The sequence below is a fragment of the Maribacter sp. Hel_I_7 genome (genome assembly GCF_000688315.1).
Lineage (GTDB): Bacteria > Bacteroidota > Bacteroidia > Flavobacteriales > Flavobacteriaceae > Maribacter > Maribacter stanieri.
This window is the reverse complement of sequence record NZ_JHZW01000002.1, coordinates 637,538-654,861: the sequence shown is the minus strand read 5'-3', so window position 1 is coordinate 654,861 and position 17,324 is coordinate 637,538. Positions and strand designations below refer to the sequence as shown.

The window sequence follows — 17,324 nt, the reverse complement described above, 5'->3', positions numbered from 1 at the left end:
CCACCTTAAAATAAATTATCTAAAAGCTTATTCTCAACTAATGTTGGTATGGTAACCTTTAGTGTTTTGGTTCTGTCCATTTCCCGTTGTAAAGCAAACATTGCTTCTTTATTCCTCGCCCAGCTACGTCTTGCAATTCCGTTGTTTACGTCATAAAAGAGCATGTTTTTTAGCTTTCGTTCCGAATCTTTCGATCCATCCAATACCATTCCGAATCCGCCATTGGTGACTTCTCCCCAGCCAACTCCGCCGCCGTTGTGTATAGATACCCACGTTGCACCTCTAAAACTATCGCCAATAACATTGTGTATTGCCATATCTGCCGTGAATTTGCTGCCATCGTAAATGTTACTTGTTTCTCTATAGGGAGAATCTGTACCACTAACATCATGGTGATCTCTCCCCAAAATTATTGGAGCACTTAATTCTCCATTATCGATAGCTTCGTTAAATGCCAATGCTATTTTAGTCCTTCCTTCGGCATCGGCATATAAAATTCTGGCTTTTGAGCCAACGACCAATTTATTTTGTTCGGCTTCAGCTATCCATTTGATATTATCAGATAATTGTTGCTGAATTTCTGTCGGAGCATTTTTCTTAATTTCCTTTAGTACGCGCAGTGCAATCGCATCTGTCTTTTGTAAATCTTCTATTTTTCCTGAAGAGCATACCCAGCGAAATGGTCCAAAGCCATAATCAAAACACATAGGACCTAAAATGTCTTGTACGTAAGACGGATATTTAAAATCAATATCATTTTCTGCCATAACATCTGCGCCTGCTCGTGAGGCTTCCAACAGAAAGGCATTGCCATAGTCAAAGAAATAGGCACCTTTTTTGGTATGTAAATTTATGGCATCGGCATGTCTGCGTAACGATTCTTGAACACTTGTTTTGAAAGCTTCTGGGTCCTGATTCATCATCACGTTGGACTCTTCAAATGAGAGTCCGGCAGGATAATAGCCGCCTGCCCATGGGTTATGTAACGATGTTTGATCAGAACCGAGATGTATGAAGATGTCCTCCTTAAAAAAACGTTCCCAAACATCTACCACGTTGCCAATAAATGCTAATGAAACTATTTCATTTTTAGATTTAGCAACTTTGGCTCTAGTAACTAAAGTGTCTAAATCTTCAATTAACTCATCTACCCAACCTTGTTCATGTCTCTTCTTTGCTGCAAGCGGATTCACTTCTGCGCAGATTGTGATGCATCCGGCTATGTTACCGGCTTTTGGTTGTGCACCGCTCATTCCGCCTAAACCTGCAGTTAAGAATATTTTTCCGTTAGGATTTTCATCCGCCTTCAACACCTTTCTAAAAGCATTCATAACCGTAATTGCAGTACCATGAACAATGCCTTGCGGACCTATGTACATATAAGATCCAGCCGTCATTTGACCGTATTGTGTTACGCCAAGTGCATTGTACTTTTCCCAATCATCTTGTTTGGAATAATTCGGAATCATCATACCATTGGTAACCACAACTCTAGGAGCTTCTTTTGATGACGGAAACAAACCCATTGGGTGACCAGAGTAGATATGCAAAGTCTGCTCATTCGTCATTTCAGACAAATACTGCATTGTTAACAGATATTGTGCCCAATTTTGAAAAACGGCACCGTTACCGCCATAGGTAATTAGTTCTTGTGGATGTTGTGCTACCGCTTGATCTAGATTATTTTGTATCATGAGCATGATAGATGCAGCATGACTTGTTTTTGCCGGATAATCTGAAATAGCTCGGGCATGTATGTCATAAGATGGTTGAAAGCGATACATATAAATTCTGCCATAGGTCTGTAATTCTTCGGAAAATTCAGGAGCCAACACAGCATGCCACTCCGCCGGAAAATAACGCAACGCATTTCTAATCGCCAATTGCTTCTCTTCTTTAGAAAGTATTTGCTTTCGGTTTGGAGCGTGACTTACCGCTGAAGAACGCTCCTTTTTTGAAGGTAATTCAGTAGGTATCCCAATCTGTATCTGTGCTTTAAAATCCATCTTTAATATTTAAATAAATTAATTTGGTTTTGGATTTAGAGGTTTATTTTCCAACAACCAACAACCAACAACCAACAACCAACAACCAACAACCAACAACTAATTATGCCTATCAAAAACCAACGCTCCATTTTTCCAAACCATACACGGTTTTAGATTCCCTTGGTTGTAAAGAATATCTTGGTAATTATCTGAGTGGAATACGGCTAGATCAGCTAAAAGTCCCGCTTCCAGTTTACCGCGGTCCTCTAATTTCAAAGCGGCGGCAGCTCTAAAAGTGATTCCTGCCAAGACCTCGGCATTTGTTAATTTTTGAAATGTTCCAAGAATACTGGCTTGGGTCAGTAAATCGCCCATTGGGGCAGATCCTGGGTTGTGGTCACTCGCGATTGCAAGTGCCGCGCCTGCATCTAACAGTTTACGGGCTGGAGTAAAGTCGCACCCTAAGCCTATTGAAGCTCCTGGTAGTGCAACAGAAATAGTATCGCTTTGTGCTAATAATGCTATTTCTGTATCTCCGCTTGTTTCTAAATGATCTGCGCTTATTGCATTAAACTCAACCGCCACTTTACTGCCACCTGCAGAAAATTGGTCTGCATGCACGGTAATATCAAAATTCATTTCACTGGCTTTTGAAAAATATGCCTGTATATCATCCGCAGAAAAAGCACTTTGTTCTATAAAAGCATCAATACGGTGTGTTAGATTTTCTTCTTTGAGAATGGGAAATAACTCCTCTGAAATCATTTTTAAATATTCGGTCTCTGAGCCATCAAAATCTTTGGGTAGCATATGCGCTGCAAGGCAAGTAGAAATCAATTCTGGCAATGCTTGCTCATTGGCTCCTTTAATAGCACGTAGCATTTTTAGCTCTTCTGCAACTGTTAGTCCGTAGCCGCTTTTGACCTCAATGGTAGTCGTTCCATTTTTAAGATGACGATTGGCTCTTTTTATAGTGTTTTTCGTTAATTCTTCTAAGCTAGATTTTCTGGTTTGGGTAACGGTATCCCAAATGCCACCGCCGGCATTGGCAATTTGTAAATATGATTTTCCGGCATTTCGCATGGCATAATCTTTGGCGCGTGAGCCACCAAAACAAATGTGGGTATGCGCATCAACGAAACCAGGTACACAAACATGACTTCCTTTTAATAGATGAATCTCTGCTTCTGGATATGCTAATTTTAAGTCCTCAAAATTACCTTTGGCTAAGATGAGGTTGTCTTCGATTAAAATTCCGCCGTCAACAATCACCTCAAGTTCTTGGTCTGCTATGGCTCCTTTAAGATTTATACCTGTCATTGGTATAATCTGTTTAAACGGACCTATAAGTGTTCTATTTTTCATACAACTAGTAGTTTTCGAACTCTTCTGAGTGTTTTGTTTTTAAAGATATGTTATGTTCTGCTTGAACACGATCTATTACTTTAAGTATTGTTTGGTCTTTGATCATTGCTATACCCTTCTCAATATCATCTGCAAAAACACGGTCTTTATCTGCAAAAGCAACATGTTCACGTACCGCATTATGTACTTCGTCTAGGTAAATACCCGATTTTAAAGGTCTTCTAAATTCAAATGCTTGTGCTGCCGTTAATAATTCAATTGCTAAAATTTTCTCTACATTACCAATAACCTGCAATGCTTTTCTGCCACCAATAGACCCCATACTTACATGGTCTTCTTGACCTAAAGATGTAGGAATGCTATCTGCACTTGAAGGGAAACAAAGACCTTTATTTTCACTTGCCAATGCTGCGGTAGTATATTGCAAAATCATGTATCCGGAATTGATGCCGGTATCGTTCATCAATAATTTTGGCACTCCAGGACTATTTCCTTCTAAAGATAAATAAATACGTCTGTCCGAAATGTTCCCGATTTCTGATGCTGCCAAACAGGCATAATCTAATGCCATAGCTAACGGTTGTCCGTGAAAATTACCACCGCTAATGGTCAGTTCTTCATCAATGATTACTGGATTGTCCGTCACTGAGTTTAATTCAACTTCTAATAATTCTTTAAGGTGTAGCCACGCGGTACGCGAAGCACCATGTACTTGTGGAATACAACGAATGGAGTAGGGGTCTTGGACTTTCTCGCAATCTACATGCGCTTCCATAATCTCAGAGCCTTTCAGTAATTTTTTAACCCGTTTAGCTACATGTACGTTGCCTTTAAATGGACGAAGGGCATGCAGTTCATTGTAAAATGGTTTAACTGAACCTTGCAGACCTTCTATCATCATAGCACCAATAACATCTGCCTGTGCCAAAATTGAATGAAGTTGGGTAACTACTTTTACAGCATGTGCAGCTATAAATTGAGTTCCGTTAATAAGAGCAAGTCCTTCTTTTGGACCAAGTGCTATTGGTTCTAATCCCGTTAATTCAAAAAGTGTTTTCGTTGTAATGGTTTCGTTGTTATATTCCACTTTTCCCAGTCCAATAAGTGGTAGGAATAAATGGGAAAGCGGAGCCAAATCTCCCGATGCACCAACTGATCCTTGTGATGGAACAACGGGTATAGCATTATTATCTATATGCCAAATTATTCGTTTTAATGTATTTAATGCGATACCGGAATACCCTTTTGCCAGTGATTGCGCTTTAAGAATTAGCATCAATTTTGCAATGTCTTTTGCTATTGGGTCACCAACACCTACACTATGACTTTGAAGTATGTTGGTCTGTAGAATATTGGTTTCCGATTTTGAAATCTTAGTCGTACATAATGGTCCAAAACCAGTATTAATGCCGTAAACAGGATGCCCCTTGTCTACTATATTCTGCACAATTTTCCAGCTTTTGGTTATTTTTTGTTCTGTAGTTTCAGACAGCACAGTAGATAAATTACCATTAACAATCTGCATGGCCTTACCTGCGGTTAGCCAATCTTTACCTAATTTAAAAGACTGTACGTTCATAGCTTTCTGCTTTCAATATTTAAATTAAAATTAATGACTATTTTTAATACCTGGTAATATCAATTTTATCATCAATTCATAACTATGAGTAATCAAATAGAATTACGTCATCTTACCTATTTTCTAGCGGTAGCGCAAGAATTACACTTTAGAAAGGCTGCAGAAAAGTTGTTTATATCACAACCCGGACTAAGTAGACAAATTAAGCAAATGGAAGATATTCTGGAAACCCAATTGTTTGAGCGAAATAAGAAAAAAGTGGCGTTAACACCCGCTGGACATTATTTGAAAATTGAGGTAGAATATATATTCAACCATCTTGAAAAAGTGGAGCGGCAATTGAAACTAGTGGGTGATGGAAATAGTGGAGAATTACGAATCGGATTTTTAGGTTCTGCAATGCAACAGGTGATACCACAATTATTATTACAGATAAAGGAAAACTATCCTAAGGTAAAAACATCTTTGGAAGAACTATCTAATTTTGCCCAAGTGGATGGGGTTTTAAATGATCAGTTAGATATGGGTTTTGTACGTGTATCAAGAGTTCCTAGTACTTTAGAAATGAAAACGGTATTTACCGATACCTTTTCATTGGTTTTACCAGAAAGATATCCAATACTTACTAGGGAATTTGAAGGAATGCATCAATTCGTAAATGATGATTTTATATTGTTCAGTCAGGCATATAGTCCGTTGTACTATGAAACCATTATGAGTATTTGTAAGGATGCAGGTTTTGCTCCTAAAATATCACATAAATCTGTTCATGCCCATACTATCTTTAAATTGGTTGAGAACCATATGGGAATAGCAATTGTACCTACATCTTTGCAAAACGGATTTCAAATGCGGGTGAAATTTATTGAGCTTAAGAATATACCTCAGCGCGCAGAATTATCTGTTATTTGGAAAAAAGAACATACAAATCCTGTTTTAAAGAACTGCATGGAGCTACTTTTAGATGAAAAGAACAGTTATTTATAATAGATTATTTTAATAATTATCTAACACCATTTTAGATGGTTAAGGTTTAATTTTACATTAATCGAGAAAAAGAAAACAAATGATATTTGATATAATAAAGAAGAGACGTTCCGTGTTTCCGGTACAATACAATGATAGCCCTATTGCAAAAGAGAATATTGAAAAAGTATTAGAAGCAGGTAATTGGGCACCAAACCACAAGTGTACAGAACCATGGCGTTTTAAGGTAATACAAGGTGATGCTAAAAAAAGATTGGGTATTTTCCTATCTAAGAAGTATGAGGAATTGGACCCAAAGCCAAAAGCTATGAAGGTTAAGAAACTTCAAGAGAATCCGCAAATGGCAAGTGCTATAATTGCAATTTGTCTGCAAAGAGATCCTAAAGAATCTCTACCAGAATGGGAAGAAGTAGCTGCGGTAGCTATGGCAGTACAGAACATGTGGTTACAATGTACAGAGATGGGTATTGGATCGTATTGGTCTTCACCGGGACTCATAAAATATATGGATGAATTTTTGAGTCTTAACGAAGGCGAAAAATGCCTTGGGTTTTTCTACATAGGCAATTTTGATGGCGAATTAACCGAGGGTAAACGAGAGCCAATTGCATCTAAAACAGAATGGATAACCGAGTAAGTTTAATTAAAGTAAGGAAATAAGGCATTACTATGCTCCCAAGCTTTTGAAATGAATAAGCCTAGAAAAACTATGGCTACCATAAATTTCAAAAATGTACCCGTTAAGAATCCTAAAAAAGAACCAAAAGCCGCTTTCGTAGCGGTTTTTTTGTCCGCCTTATTTAGTAATTCTCCTACTAAAGCACCCACAAAAGGCCATATAATAATTCCGAATGGTCCTAGTACAGGAAAAATTAAGGCAACCAACAAACCTACGGTGGTGCCAATAACTCCCGCCTTTGTACCTCCAAATTTCTTGGTTCCTATAGCTGGTATTACATAATCTAGTCCAAAGACTATTAAGGCAATGGCAAGGGTAATGCCCAAGAATGTCCAATTCATGGTAATTGCACTGGTAGAGTATAACAAAAGTAAACCTACCCAGCTAATTGGTGGACCAGGTAACACTGGTAAGAAGCTTCCTAAAATGCCTACGAGCATTAAAATGAATCCTAGAACTAATAAAAATATATCCATTGTAAAATTTAACTATTGCCTATAAGACTAATATAGGTTGCATTTGTTACATAGACATCAATCAAACATAATTTTTTAAACTATAAAATTAGTTTAAACTAAATATTTAGTTATATTTGAACATCAAACTAAAAGATTAGTTGAATGAAACAGTTGACAAAAGCAGAGGAAGAAGTGATGATTGTGTTATGGGAATTACAGAAATGTAATGTAGCATCGATCATTGAAAAATTACCGGAGCCAAAACCCGCCTATAATACAGTATCTACTATTGTTCGGATTTTGGAGAGCAAGGGTTTTGTGGATCATGAACAGTTAGGGAAAGGGTATTTGTATTTCCCCTTGGTAATGAAATCAGATTACAGTAATCAGTCTATAAATAAACTGGTAGATGGCTATTTTCAAGGCTCTTTTAAGAGTATGGTTTCTTTTTTTATGAAGAAAAATGATATGAGTCTTTCTGAATTGGAGTCGGTATTGAATGAAATTAAAAAGGAAAAACCATGATACAGTATATTTTGGAGTGCATCGCCTTTCAGCTACTTTTCTTGGTTATTTATGACTTTTTTCTAAAGAAGGAAACCTTTTTTCAATGGAACAGAGTGTATTTGATCGGAACCTTTGTTTTGTCTTTGATTTTACCATGGGTAAAAATAGAAGCTTTTAAGCAGCAAGTGCCACAAACATTTGCGCGGTATCCTGAATATTTATGGGGATTGCAAAACGAAGCAGTTGTAGTTGATAGTAATGATGCAACGTGGTGGAATGTTACTTGGCAAGAGGGTGTTCTTTATGGTGGAATGCTATTGGCATTACTGCTTTTTGGTTTAAAAATTAGACAATTATATCTCTTGAGAAAAAGCGGGGAGAAAGTTATATATCCCTTATTTACCCAAATAGTAATAACAAATAGTAACATTGCTTTTTCATTCTTTAAATCCATTTTCATTGGAGATAAAGTATTGAAGATGAAACATGATACTATTATAGCCCATGAATTGGTACATATAAAACAAAGGCATACGTACGACTTGTTGTTCTTTGAGTTTATGCGAATTGTAGGCTGGTTTAATCCGCTAGTGTATGTATATCAAAATCGTATTTCAGAATTACATGAGTTTATTGCCGATGCTCAAGTATCAAAAGAACATAAATCCGATCATTATGAGCAGTTATTAGCTCAAGTATTTCAAACAGAACATATATCATTCATCAATCAATTTTTTACACAATCATTAATCAAAAAACGAATAATCATGTTACAAAAATCAAAATCAAAGAAAGTTTGGCAGTTGAAGTATTTACTATTAGTGCCTATGGTGTTAGGGATGTTGTTGTATACTAGTTGTGAAATGGAAAGTAAAACTACCAACAGTGATATTATAGAAGAAACTACTTTGAAATCAAGTGCTGATTTTCCTTTCACTGTAGTAGAAGAGGTGCCGATTTTCCCTGGCTGTGAAAATTCTGATGATAAACGAGCTTGCTTTAATGAAAAAATACAAAAGCATATTAGTAAACATTTTAATTATCCGCAGGCTGCTCAAGATGCTAATATAGAGGGTAGGGTAAATTCAATGTTTTTGATAACCCAAGAAGGCACAATTGAAAATATTAAAATGCGCGGTCCAGATAAATTGTTAGAAGACGAGGTAGAACGTATCATTAAAAAATTACCAAAAATGACACCTGGTAAACAATTGGGCAAAGTAGTGAATGTTCCTTTTTCTATTCCTATTCAGTTTAAATTACAGGAGGATAATACAGCAAACATGGTTTCAGAAATTTCAAATGAAAGTGAGATAGATCCATTATATTATGTTGATGATAGAAAAATCACTAAATTAGAAATGGAAGCTTTAGACCCAAATACTATTGAAAGTATTTTTATTCTTAAAGATAAAAAAGCGATAGAAAAATATGGTAAAGAGGGTGAAAACGGTATAATCGAAATTAAAATTAAAAAAGAATAATTGAAACTATTTTTTATTTTAACAGTGCTATTATTACAAATTAAAGCCGAGGCGCAAACCTCGGCTTTAGCTATTGCAGATAGTTTATACAGCATTGGTAATTATTCAAATGCAATTAATGAGTATTCTAAAGTTGGCGGACTTTCTTCTGCCCTTCAAATTGCAAGAAGTTATAACGCTATTGGTAATTATGAGAAAGCGATTAAACAATACCAATATGTAGTTGGAGAAGATGTTGAACATCAACTCGCTCAATTTGAACTTGGAAAATTACTGCTGAAACTAAAAAGATTTGAAGAAGCGAAATCTGTTTTTACTGATTTATCAATTTTCAATGAAAGCAATCCTGAAATTCAATATTACTTAGGCGAAGTTTATAAAGAACTAAATAAAGCAGATGAGAGTCTAGTTCATTATAAAAATGCTGTAAGCTTAGATAGTACCCATCTTAGAAGTTTGTTTCAACTTTCTAAATATTATACCATTAAGCAAGAGCGAGACAACGCTTTAAAGTATATATTAAAAGGTTTGGATTATTATGAAAACGATGTGTCTTTAATAAATTTACATGCACTTGTTCTTTTTAATGATTTTCAATTCGAGAAGGCAATTCCACTATTTGAACAAGTTTTAGAACTAGGGGAAGACAAGGACTATGTTTATCAGAAATTGGGTTATTCTTATAATAAGAATTGGGAGTTCGAGAAAGCAAAGCAAACTTATAAGGTGTTGTTGAATAGAGATGATACCAATTCACAAACCTATTTTGATTTGGCTAGCGTTTATCAAAAGGAGAACAAATTAGATAGTGCCAAGATTTTTATCAATAAGGCAATGGATGCTCAAAAGCCGATTTTTGTACAAGGTTATAATGAATTAGCGGGTATAGCCCATCAGCAGAAAGATTTAAAAACAGCATTGAAATTTTACCAAATGGCTCATCAAGAAGATAAGTCAGACGCTCGTATTTATTATAATATTGTAACAGTGTACGATCAAATAGGTTCTGATCTTGGTAAGAAGTTGGCGTATTATCAGAATTTTCTAAAGCAATATCCCAATGAGCATCCATTCTATTATGAAACTGCTAAAAAACGAATCTCAGAATTAAAGGAGGAAATCCATTTTAGCAAAGAATAAACTCATCAAAAAAATCGTAATTTCACCAGTAGAACAGGTGTAATGAAACGATTAATTTACTTTCTTCTTTTTTTAGGTGTTAGTTCTTGTTCGTTTTTTGAATCTCAACAAAAACGAACCCAAGAACAGATCGATGAAAAAATGCTCGGTATTGATTGGAGTACTGTAGATTCATATCCATTGTTTGATTCTTGTGACGAAGGGGATACTAAAGACGAGCAAAAAAAATGCTTTGAAGAAACTTTGGCGTCTCATTTTCAAGAAACTTTAAGCGAGTTTGAATTTACGCTTACCGATAAAGAGAGTGAGATTGTAGAAGTTATTTTTGTAATTGATACCATGGGTAGAATCAATGTCATTAATATTGAAAAAGATGCTTCTGTACTAACCCAAATGCCAGAATTTGATGGTGTTATTACGCAAAGCTTAAAGAATCTTCCTAAACTTGCACCCGCTATAAAACAAGCAATTCCGGTGAATACCAAATACCGGATTCCTGTTCAATTAAAAACAAACTAAGCACTTTGGCGAACGAGAAAATAATATTGGGTATTGACCCAGGTACTACTATTATGGGTTTCGGACTCATAAAAGTGGTAGGTAAAAAGATGGAGTTTATTCAAATGAACGAACTACTACTTCAAAAATATAGCGATCCATACACCAAACTAAAGCTAATATTTGAGCGTACCATTGAGTTAATTGACACCTATCACCCAGATGAGATTGCAATAGAAGCACCTTTTTTCGGTAAAAACGTACAGTCTATGCTCAAACTAGGTAGGGCGCAAGGGGTTGCCATGGCAGCAGGGTTATCACGTCAAATACCAATTACAGAATACTTACCCAAAAAAATTAAAATGGCGGTTACAGGTAATGGAAACGCCAGTAAAGAACAAGTAGCAAAAATGCTACAAAGCGTATTGGGTTTAAAAACATTGCCAAAGAACTTGGATAGCACCGATGGTTTGGCTGCTGCCGTTTGTCATTTTTATAATGAAGGTAGGGTTGAGATAGGTAAAAGTTATACTGGTTGGGATGCATTTGTAAAGCAAAATGAGAAAAGAGTGAAAAAGTAGTATTCAGTTTTCAGTGGGCAGTAGGCGGTAACAGTTGTCAGTTACAGTATTCAGTATCAGTTGGCATTAGCAGTAATAAATAAAATAAATATGCAGTTTCAAGATTTATTGGCTTATAAGAAGTCTTTTGCGCTTGCTATGAAGATATTTCATTCCTCAAAAAACTTTCCTAAAGAGGAGAAATATTCCTTGACTGACCAAATTAGACGTTCCTCTAGAAGTGTAAGTGCTAATATTGCAGAAGCATATCGTAAAAGAAGTTATCCTAAGCATTTTGTAAGTAAGTTGACAGATAGTGACGCGGAAAATTCAGAAACTCAAACCTGGCTAGAGTTTGCATTTAAATGTGACTATATTGACCAAATAACATTTAATGATTTTAAAAAAGATAGCGAAGAAGTTGGTAAGCTGTTAAACTATATGATTAATAACCCAAGTAAATTTGGTTCAAACTAATAACTGTAAATTTTTTACTGAATATAGGTACTGCCTACTGAATACTGGTACTACCCACTGAAAACTGAAAATATGTCCGGTATTTACATCCACATTCCATTTTGCAAACAAGCATGTCACTATTGTGATTTTCATTTTTCTACCACTATGGGGAAGAAAGAGGCGATGGTGAGTGCATTATGCAGAGAATTGGAACTACGTAAAGATGAGTTCTCTAATGTCATTGTAGAGACAATCTATTTTGGAGGTGGTACTCCGTCTGTTTTGGAGACTTCAGAAATTGAGCAGCTTATAACTGCAGTTCGTGAACATTATGATGTTGTAGACAATCCGGAGATTACGTTAGAGGCGAATCCTGATGATTTGTCTGAAGGAAAAATAATTCAACTCGCAGAAAGTTCCATTGACCGTTTAAGTATTGGTATTCAATCGTTTTTTGAGGAAGATTTAAAGCTGATGAATAGGGCGCATAATGCCTTAGAGGCGGAAAAATGTCTTCAACTGGCTAGTGAGTATTTCGATAATATTTCAATTGACCTTATTTATGGAATGCCAAACATGACTTTAGAGCGTTGGAAACGGAATATCGATAAAGCACTTGGTTTCGGTATTCCACATATATCTAGTTACGCGCTAACGGTAGAACCGAAAACTGCGCTTGCTAAGTTTGTGGAGAATGGATTGATCATTCCCGCTACCGACGAAGAAACACAGGAGCATTTTAACCTGTTGAACGAGATTTTAATTTCAGCAGGGTTCGATTGCTATGAAATATCCAATTTTGGAAAGCCAGGGTATTACTCTAAGAATAATTCTGCCTACTGGCAGCAGAAAAAATATATAGGTATTGGTCCGTCCGCACATTCTTTTGACGGCGTGCGTAGAGGGTGGAATATAAATAACAATCCCAAATACATAAAATCTATAGAACAAGATATAGTTCCTATGGAGGTTGAGGTGCTTTCAGCTACCGATAAATATAATGAGTATGTAATGACAGGGTTAAGAACAATTTGGGGAGTTTCGCTCACGAGAATTTCTGAAGAATTCGGACCTAAATTTAAAGAATACGCATTAATTCAAGCTGATAAATTTATAGAACGACATCTATTATATATTGACGATGAAATCTTGAAAACTACTAAAAAAGGCATGTTTTTAGCTGATGGCATTGCTGCAGATTTGTTTATGGTTAACCTAAAGTAACGCTTAAAAAGTTGTAATTTCCTTACTTTAAAGCCAATGTAATTACCCTTTTATTGGCTTATTGATTGACTAAGAGTATATGAAGACTACTATAATTTACGAAAACAAAAATTACCACATAGACCTATCTCAACCCTTAGATATTTCCATACCTATTACCGGTAAAAAGGATAATGTAAACGCTTGGTATGTTAAAGCACCAACTATAGAGCCTCATAGAGAAGCTAATTTTACGGGGAGTATATTGGCGGGGTCGAGTACTAATTTTTATGATATTTCTTTCAATCCACATGCGCATGGTACTCATACCGAATGTGTAGGGCATATATCAAAAGAACATCAATCTGTAAATCAGAATTTAAGGGAGTTTTTCTTTATGGCTGAGGTAATCACTATAACGCCTTTAGAAAACAACCAAGATTTAGTAATTACAAAAGAGCAATTAGAGACAGCATTAAAGAATAAGAAGCCAAAAGCATTGGTAATAAGAACGCGCCCAAACCTAGAGGTGAAGATTCATAGACAATATTCAAATACCAATCCGCCTTATTTTTTAGAAGATGCCATGGTATTTATAAGGGAGTTAGGTGTTGAACATTTATTAATAGACCTGCCCTCTGTAGATAAAGAAAAAGATGGCGGTGAACTATTATCTCACAAAGCATTTTGGAATTTTAATGGGGATATACGTTTAAGGGCAACAATAACCGAATTTATTTTTGTGTCAGATATTATTATTGACGGACCTTATTTTTTAAACTTGCAAGTGGCACCTTTTGAAAATGACGCAAGCCCAAGCAGACCGGTGCTTTATAAAATAAAATATTTATGAAAAATTTACTAAAACTAGAAGAGCTAGCATTAATGATACTTGGTATTTTTATGTTCGGGTTACTAGGCTATCAATGGTGGTGGCTGCCAGTTTTAATATTGACCCCAGATATTTCTATGTTGGGCTATATTGCGAATTCAAAAGTAGGTGCAATTTGTTATAACTTATTTCATCATAGAGGAGTAGCCATACTTTTATACTTTGTGGGAATTTATTTAATGTTACCCATTATACAATTAATTGGCACAATTCTTTTTATACATATAGCGATGGACCGTATATTTGGCTATGGACTCAAATATGAAAAGGGGTTTAAGTTTACTCATTTAGGTGAAATAGGAAATAAAAATGGATAACATTTTCGATACCATTCTCGGCTTAGTTTTAGGTGCTATTGGTATGTACTGGCTTTTTAATTTTTTTAAAGGCAAAAAGAGCAAAGAGATTACTACACATCAATCTACCGTATTATTAGAAAAGATGAAGAGCGTTTGTAAGTTAATATCTGTAGAGGGTGAGTTTGCTGAAATCTATAAATATGAAAACGTAAAAGATTTTTTGAGTTTGGTAAGTAGCAAAAAGAAAGCGCTTGTGGTGATAAAGGCAAAAGCCCATATTGGGTATGATTTAAGTAAATTGCTAATGCATGCAGATGAAGCTAATAAAAAGATAATTCTAGATAATTTTCCAGAGCCCGAAGTTTTGAGTATTGAACCGGAATTGGAGTTTTATGATATTAAAAGCGGATTCTTTAATTTCTTTGCGCCAGATGATTTAACCAAACTTAATGCAGAGGCAAAAACACATATACGTGAAAAAATACCAGAAAGCGGATTGATGGATACCGCTCGAAAAGAAGCATTGCAAACAGTTTTAATAATGGAAAAAATTGTTGAGACTATAGGGTGGGAGTTGGATTATTCTGCTCTTAAAATTCCCCAAAAACAAATTGAACTACTAGAAAAATAACACCAAACAACTTAGATTTAAAAAATGAAAAACGTAATTTGTATCCTTGTATTAACACTAATGACCACTATAACTTTTGGTCAAAATGATAAAGAAATGACAGAATTCGATTCTAATTTTTCCCATACCGTATTTTTCTGGTTGAAAAACCCTGATAATCAAGCAGACCGTACCGCTTTTGAGACTTCATTACGTAAGTTTTTGGATAACTCCGGTTATGCAAAAACAAAATTTATTGGTACACCTCCAAGAGCTAGCAGAGATGTGGTAGATGGTTCATTTACCTATTCTTTAATTGTAAGTTTTGATTCTGCAGAGTCTCAACAAGCGTACCAAGATGAGGCGCCGCATAAAGTGTTTATTGCCGAATCTGAAAGCTTATGGTCTAAGGTCATCGTTTACGATTCTACAGGTATCTAATTTTTTTTAGCATGATGCTTAGAGAGGCTACTGCGGCTGATGTTGAGAAAATAGCCAAATTACATTCCGTTAGTTGGCAACAGAACTATCGCGCGTCTTTTAGTGCAGAATTTCTGGATAATTTGGCATTTGATAATAGGCTTAATGAATGGAAAAAGCGCTTTGAGCATCCGTCAGATAATCAGTTTGTTTTTATAGCAGAGGAAGATGGCGAGTTCTTGGGTTTTATGTGTGCCTATTTCAATCATGATGTTCAATATGGAACATTGCTAGATAATTTACACGTAAGTCTTAATACTCAAGGAAAAGGTATAGGTACAAGGTTAATAGCAGCTTTAGCGGAAGAAATTGTACAACGAAATGGAGAGAATGGCTTCTATTTATGGGTGTTAAATACCAACATTGCTGCAATTAAATATTATGAAAAGATAGGCGGCGTCGCAATTGAAACTGTTGAATCTAACGATATAGGTGATAAGACATTTTTAAAGATTAGATACTATTGGCAGAATGCCTCAGAGTTTTTAGAAAACGTAAGAGTCAAAAGATCATAAAATGAATGTTGAAGAATACCGAGAATACTGCATTTCTAAAAAAGGAGTAACGGAATCCTTTCCTTTTGATGAGACAACGTTGGTATTTAAAGTCATGGGTAAAATGTTTGCCCTTTGCGGGTTGGATAATGTTCCACTACGAGTCAATTTAAAGTGTGATCCAGACAGAGCAATAGAACTTCGCGAAACTCATGACGGTATAATTGAGGGCTGGCACATGAGTAAAAAACATTGGAACACTGTCTACCTAGATCAAATATCTAAAGAACTTACGCTAGAGCTTATTGATCATTCTTATGATCTGGTCGTTTCTAAGTTAACCAAGAAGGTGAAGTCGCAGTTAGAAGCACTATAGTACTAGGTATCTAAAGCCTTGTATAATTAATAAGAAAAGCCTGTTCCCTCACTCAAAAGTATCATTCACTCATTCCTACTTTTTTTCAGTTCCTATTTTTTGGTACTTAATAGTGTATAAAACCACTATTCATGAAAAACCACAGATCTCCACAAGAAGTAAATGCCGGTTCTATGGCAGATATCGCTTTTCTATTATTGATTTTTTTCTTGGTCACCACTTCTATAGAGAATGATGCTGGACTTAATCGTCTAATGCCTCCGAATGATAATGAAGCTATTGTTGATATCAGAGAGCGAAACCTTTTTGAAATTAGTATTAATAATAGTGATCAAATAATGGCAGAAGAGGAAATCATAAATTCAAAAATCCTTAGAAAGAAAGTAATCGCCTTTATAGATAACGGTGGTTATACATTGGGTATAGATGGATATTGTGATTATTGTAAAGGCGACCGTTTACCAGATTTATCTGAAAATCCTGATAAGGCTATTATTTCTATAAAAACACAACGCAATACGAGCTATCCGGTTTATGTAGCTGTACAAAATGAAGTGATTGCAGCATATAACGCCTTGCGCAATAGAGAAAGCTTACGATTGTTCAATACCCCTTATGAAACCATTTATTCTGATTATTACAATGAAGAGATTAATGATGACCAAAAGGGACAATTAAAAGAACGCCTTGAAATTATAAGAGCACTTTATCCGCAGAAAATTCTAGAACCAGAAACAGTATATAACTAATACCATGATAAAATTCAACAAGTATCGATATAGTAAAAGCTTGCCTCCGGTATCAACAGCATCATTACCTGATATTGTTTTTATACTTCTCTTTTTCTTTATGACGGTTACCGTTATGAAGAATCAGAATTTATTGGTGGAGAATACCTTGCCAACCGCAACTGAAACTGAAAAATTGGACAAGAAAGACCGAGTTATAGAAATTTATGTGGGTAGGCCTACTGCAGAAGCCAAGACCAATTTGGGAGATAAGCCCAGAATTCAAATGGATAATAAATTTATCACCGTAGATGAAGTAGGCGACTATGCCCTACAAGCTTTGTCGTCAATGCCAGAGCATTTGAAAAGTGTAGCAACAGTATCTATTAAAGCAGATATTGGAGTGAAAATGGGTATTATAGAAGACCTTAAAAACGAACTTCGTATGGTGAATTTGTTGAAAATAAACTATACCACTTATGAAGGTGTCGCTGTAGATAATTTATAGAATGAAATGAATGTTTTAAAAACTGCTTTC

The 17,324-nt window shown here is 35.6% G+C and carries 21 protein-coding genes; 17 read left to right on the top strand and 4 right to left on the bottom strand.

What is annotated here, in order from left to right; all coding sequences use genetic code 11:
* Positions 1–5: 5 nt before the first annotated feature.
* From P178_RS0104385 to hutH, 3 genes are all read right to left on the bottom strand, one after another.
* Positions 6–2,006: a urocanate hydratase gene (locus tag P178_RS0104385; RefSeq protein WP_027065075.1), complete on the bottom strand. Its 2,001-nt coding sequence runs from the start codon at positions 2,004–2,006 to the stop codon at positions 6–8.
* Positions 2,007–2,105: 99 nt separating this feature from the next.
* On the bottom strand, positions 2,106–3,353 hold the full coding sequence (hutI, locus tag P178_RS0104380; protein WP_027065074.1) for an imidazolonepropionase: 1,248 nt from the start codon (positions 3,351–3,353) through the stop codon (positions 2,106–2,108).
* Positions 3,354–3,357: 4 nt separating this feature from the next.
* The gene (hutH, locus tag P178_RS0104375) at positions 3,358–4,932 is read right to left on the bottom strand and encodes a histidine ammonia-lyase (RefSeq protein WP_027065073.1); all 1,575 of its coding nucleotides are present in this window, start codon (positions 4,930–4,932) and stop codon (positions 3,358–3,360) included.
* Between the two features lie 84 nt (positions 4,933–5,016).
* On the opposite strand from hutH, the gene P178_RS0104370 reads away from it, so the two are divergent.
* Both P178_RS0104370 and P178_RS0104365 read left to right on the top strand, forming a co-directional pair.
* Positions 5,017–5,919 carry a LysR family transcriptional regulator gene (locus tag P178_RS0104370; RefSeq protein ID WP_027065072.1) on the top strand — a complete coding sequence of 301 codons (903 nt, stop codon included), beginning with the start codon at positions 5,017–5,019 and terminating at the stop codon, positions 5,917–5,919.
* A gap of 79 nt (positions 5,920–5,998) precedes the next feature.
* Positions 5,999–6,556 (top strand): nitroreductase, encoded by a 558-nt coding sequence (locus P178_RS0104365; protein WP_027065071.1) that lies wholly within the window; start codon positions 5,999–6,001, stop codon positions 6,554–6,556.
* A gap of 2 nt (positions 6,557–6,558) precedes the next feature.
* Here P178_RS0104365 and P178_RS0104360 read toward each other — a convergent pair whose 3' ends face one another.
* Positions 6,559–7,074 carry a DUF456 domain-containing protein gene (locus tag P178_RS0104360; RefSeq protein ID WP_027065070.1) on the bottom strand — a complete coding sequence of 172 codons (516 nt, stop codon included), beginning with the start codon at positions 7,072–7,074 and terminating at the stop codon, positions 6,559–6,561.
* A gap of 144 nt (positions 7,075–7,218) precedes the next feature.
* On the opposite strand from P178_RS0104360, the gene P178_RS0104355 reads away from it, so the two are divergent.
* From P178_RS0104355 to P178_RS0104285, 15 genes are all read left to right on the top strand, one after another.
* Positions 7,219–7,581 carry a BlaI/MecI/CopY family transcriptional regulator gene (locus tag P178_RS0104355; protein WP_027065069.1) on the top strand — a complete coding sequence of 121 codons (363 nt, stop codon included), beginning with the start codon at positions 7,219–7,221 and terminating at the stop codon, positions 7,579–7,581.
* Positions 7,578–9,047: a M56 family metallopeptidase gene (locus P178_RS21430; protein WP_081819388.1), complete on the top strand. Its 1,470-nt coding sequence runs from the start codon at positions 7,578–7,580 to the stop codon at positions 9,045–9,047. The genes P178_RS0104355 and P178_RS21430 overlap by 4 nt, the downstream gene beginning before the upstream one ends.
* Positions 9,048–10,187: a tetratricopeptide repeat protein gene (locus P178_RS0104345; protein ID WP_027065068.1), complete on the top strand. Its 1,140-nt coding sequence runs from the start codon at positions 9,048–9,050 to the stop codon at positions 10,185–10,187. It begins immediately after the preceding gene.
* 42 nt (positions 10,188–10,229) lie between these two features.
* On the top strand, positions 10,230–10,706 hold the full coding sequence (locus P178_RS0104340; protein ID WP_027065067.1) for a hypothetical protein: 477 nt from the start codon (positions 10,230–10,232) through the stop codon (positions 10,704–10,706).
* Positions 10,707–10,711: 5 nt separating this feature from the next.
* On the top strand, positions 10,712–11,266 hold the full coding sequence (gene ruvC / locus P178_RS0104335) for a crossover junction endodeoxyribonuclease RuvC (RefSeq protein WP_027065066.1): 555 nt from the start codon (positions 10,712–10,714) through the stop codon (positions 11,264–11,266).
* A 90-nt stretch (positions 11,267–11,356) separates the two neighbouring features.
* The gene (locus P178_RS0104330; protein ID WP_027065065.1) at positions 11,357–11,722 is read left to right on the top strand and encodes a four helix bundle protein; all 366 of its coding nucleotides are present in this window, start codon (positions 11,357–11,359) and stop codon (positions 11,720–11,722) included.
* 72 nt (positions 11,723–11,794) lie between these two features.
* Positions 11,795–12,928, top strand: a complete 1,134-nt coding sequence (hemW, locus tag P178_RS0104325) for a radical SAM family heme chaperone HemW (protein ID WP_027065064.1) — start codon at positions 11,795–11,797, stop codon at positions 12,926–12,928.
* A 79-nt stretch (positions 12,929–13,007) separates the two neighbouring features.
* Positions 13,008–13,760: a cyclase family protein gene (locus P178_RS0104320; RefSeq protein ID WP_027065063.1), complete on the top strand. Its 753-nt coding sequence runs from the start codon at positions 13,008–13,010 to the stop codon at positions 13,758–13,760.
* Positions 13,757–14,116 carry a DUF4260 domain-containing protein gene (locus P178_RS0104315; protein ID WP_027065062.1) on the top strand — a complete coding sequence of 120 codons (360 nt, stop codon included), beginning with the start codon at positions 13,757–13,759 and terminating at the stop codon, positions 14,114–14,116. The genes P178_RS0104320 and P178_RS0104315 overlap by 4 nt, the downstream gene beginning before the upstream one ends.
* Positions 14,109–14,729: a DUF4230 domain-containing protein gene (locus P178_RS0104310; protein WP_027065061.1), complete on the top strand. Its 621-nt coding sequence runs from the start codon at positions 14,109–14,111 to the stop codon at positions 14,727–14,729. Before P178_RS0104315 ends, P178_RS0104310 begins: the two co-directional genes overlap by 8 nt.
* A gap of 24 nt (positions 14,730–14,753) precedes the next feature.
* Positions 14,754–15,149, top strand: a complete 396-nt coding sequence (locus P178_RS0104305) for a Dabb family protein (RefSeq protein ID WP_027065060.1) — start codon at positions 14,754–14,756, stop codon at positions 15,147–15,149.
* A gap of 11 nt (positions 15,150–15,160) precedes the next feature.
* A complete protein-coding gene (locus P178_RS21425; protein WP_051638167.1) occupies positions 15,161–15,703 on the top strand; it encodes a GNAT family N-acetyltransferase in 543 nt (180 codons plus the stop codon).
* Between the two features lies 1 nt (position 15,704).
* Positions 15,705–16,058: an MmcQ/YjbR family DNA-binding protein gene (locus tag P178_RS0104295; RefSeq protein ID WP_027065059.1), complete on the top strand. Its 354-nt coding sequence runs from the start codon at positions 15,705–15,707 to the stop codon at positions 16,056–16,058.
* A gap of 131 nt (positions 16,059–16,189) precedes the next feature.
* Positions 16,190–16,807, top strand: coding sequence for an ExbD/TolR family protein (locus P178_RS0104290; protein ID WP_027065058.1), 618 nt, complete (start codon positions 16,190–16,192; stop codon positions 16,805–16,807).
* 4 nt (positions 16,808–16,811) lie between these two features.
* Positions 16,812–17,294 carry an ExbD/TolR family protein gene (locus P178_RS0104285; RefSeq protein ID WP_027065057.1) on the top strand — a complete coding sequence of 161 codons (483 nt, stop codon included), beginning with the start codon at positions 16,812–16,814 and terminating at the stop codon, positions 17,292–17,294.
* Positions 17,295–17,324 lie beyond the last annotated feature (30 nt).

Excerpts from the sequence above, each read along its gene's own strand:
- P178_RS0104355 (WP_027065069.1), top strand. The coding sequence starts at position 7,219 with ATGAAACAGTTGACAAAAGCAGAGGAAGAAGTGATGATTGTGTTATGG.
- P178_RS0104360 (WP_027065070.1), bottom strand. The coding sequence starts at position 7,074 with ATGGATATATTTTTATTAGTTCTAGGATTCATTTTAATGCTCGTAGGC.
- hutI (WP_027065074.1), bottom strand. The coding sequence starts at position 3,353 with ATGAAAAATAGAACACTTATAGGTCCGTTTAAACAGATTATACCAATG.
- P178_RS0104340 (WP_027065067.1), top strand. The coding sequence starts at position 10,230 with ATGAAACGATTAATTTACTTTCTTCTTTTTTTAGGTGTTAGTTCTTGT.
- P178_RS0104385 (WP_027065075.1), bottom strand. The coding sequence starts at position 2,006 with ATGGATTTTAAAGCACAGATACAGATTGGGATACCTACTGAATTACCT.
- P178_RS0104330 (WP_027065065.1), top strand. The coding sequence starts at position 11,357 with ATGCAGTTTCAAGATTTATTGGCTTATAAGAAGTCTTTTGCGCTTGCT.
- P178_RS21430 (WP_081819388.1), top strand. The coding sequence starts at position 7,578 with ATGATACAGTATATTTTGGAGTGCATCGCCTTTCAGCTACTTTTCTTG.
- hemW (WP_027065064.1), top strand. The coding sequence starts at position 11,795 with ATGTCCGGTATTTACATCCACATTCCATTTTGCAAACAAGCATGTCAC.
- P178_RS0104365 (WP_027065071.1), top strand. The coding sequence starts at position 5,999 with ATGATATTTGATATAATAAAGAAGAGACGTTCCGTGTTTCCGGTACAA.
- P178_RS0104310 (WP_027065061.1), top strand. The coding sequence starts at position 14,109 with ATGGATAACATTTTCGATACCATTCTCGGCTTAGTTTTAGGTGCTATT.
- P178_RS0104305 (WP_027065060.1), top strand. The coding sequence starts at position 14,754 with ATGAAAAACGTAATTTGTATCCTTGTATTAACACTAATGACCACTATA.
- hutH (WP_027065073.1), bottom strand. The coding sequence starts at position 4,932 with ATGAACGTACAGTCTTTTAAATTAGGTAAAGATTGGCTAACCGCAGGT.
- P178_RS0104370 (WP_027065072.1), top strand. The coding sequence starts at position 5,017 with ATGAGTAATCAAATAGAATTACGTCATCTTACCTATTTTCTAGCGGTA.
- P178_RS0104315 (WP_027065062.1), top strand. The coding sequence starts at position 13,757 with ATGAAAAATTTACTAAAACTAGAAGAGCTAGCATTAATGATACTTGGT.
- P178_RS21425 (WP_051638167.1), top strand. The coding sequence starts at position 15,161 with ATGATGCTTAGAGAGGCTACTGCGGCTGATGTTGAGAAAATAGCCAAA.
- P178_RS0104290 (WP_027065058.1), top strand. The coding sequence starts at position 16,190 with ATGAAAAACCACAGATCTCCACAAGAAGTAAATGCCGGTTCTATGGCA.
- P178_RS0104320 (WP_027065063.1), top strand. The coding sequence starts at position 13,008 with ATGAAGACTACTATAATTTACGAAAACAAAAATTACCACATAGACCTA.
- P178_RS0104285 (WP_027065057.1), top strand. The coding sequence starts at position 16,812 with ATGATAAAATTCAACAAGTATCGATATAGTAAAAGCTTGCCTCCGGTA.
- P178_RS0104295 (WP_027065059.1), top strand. The coding sequence starts at position 15,705 with ATGAATGTTGAAGAATACCGAGAATACTGCATTTCTAAAAAAGGAGTA.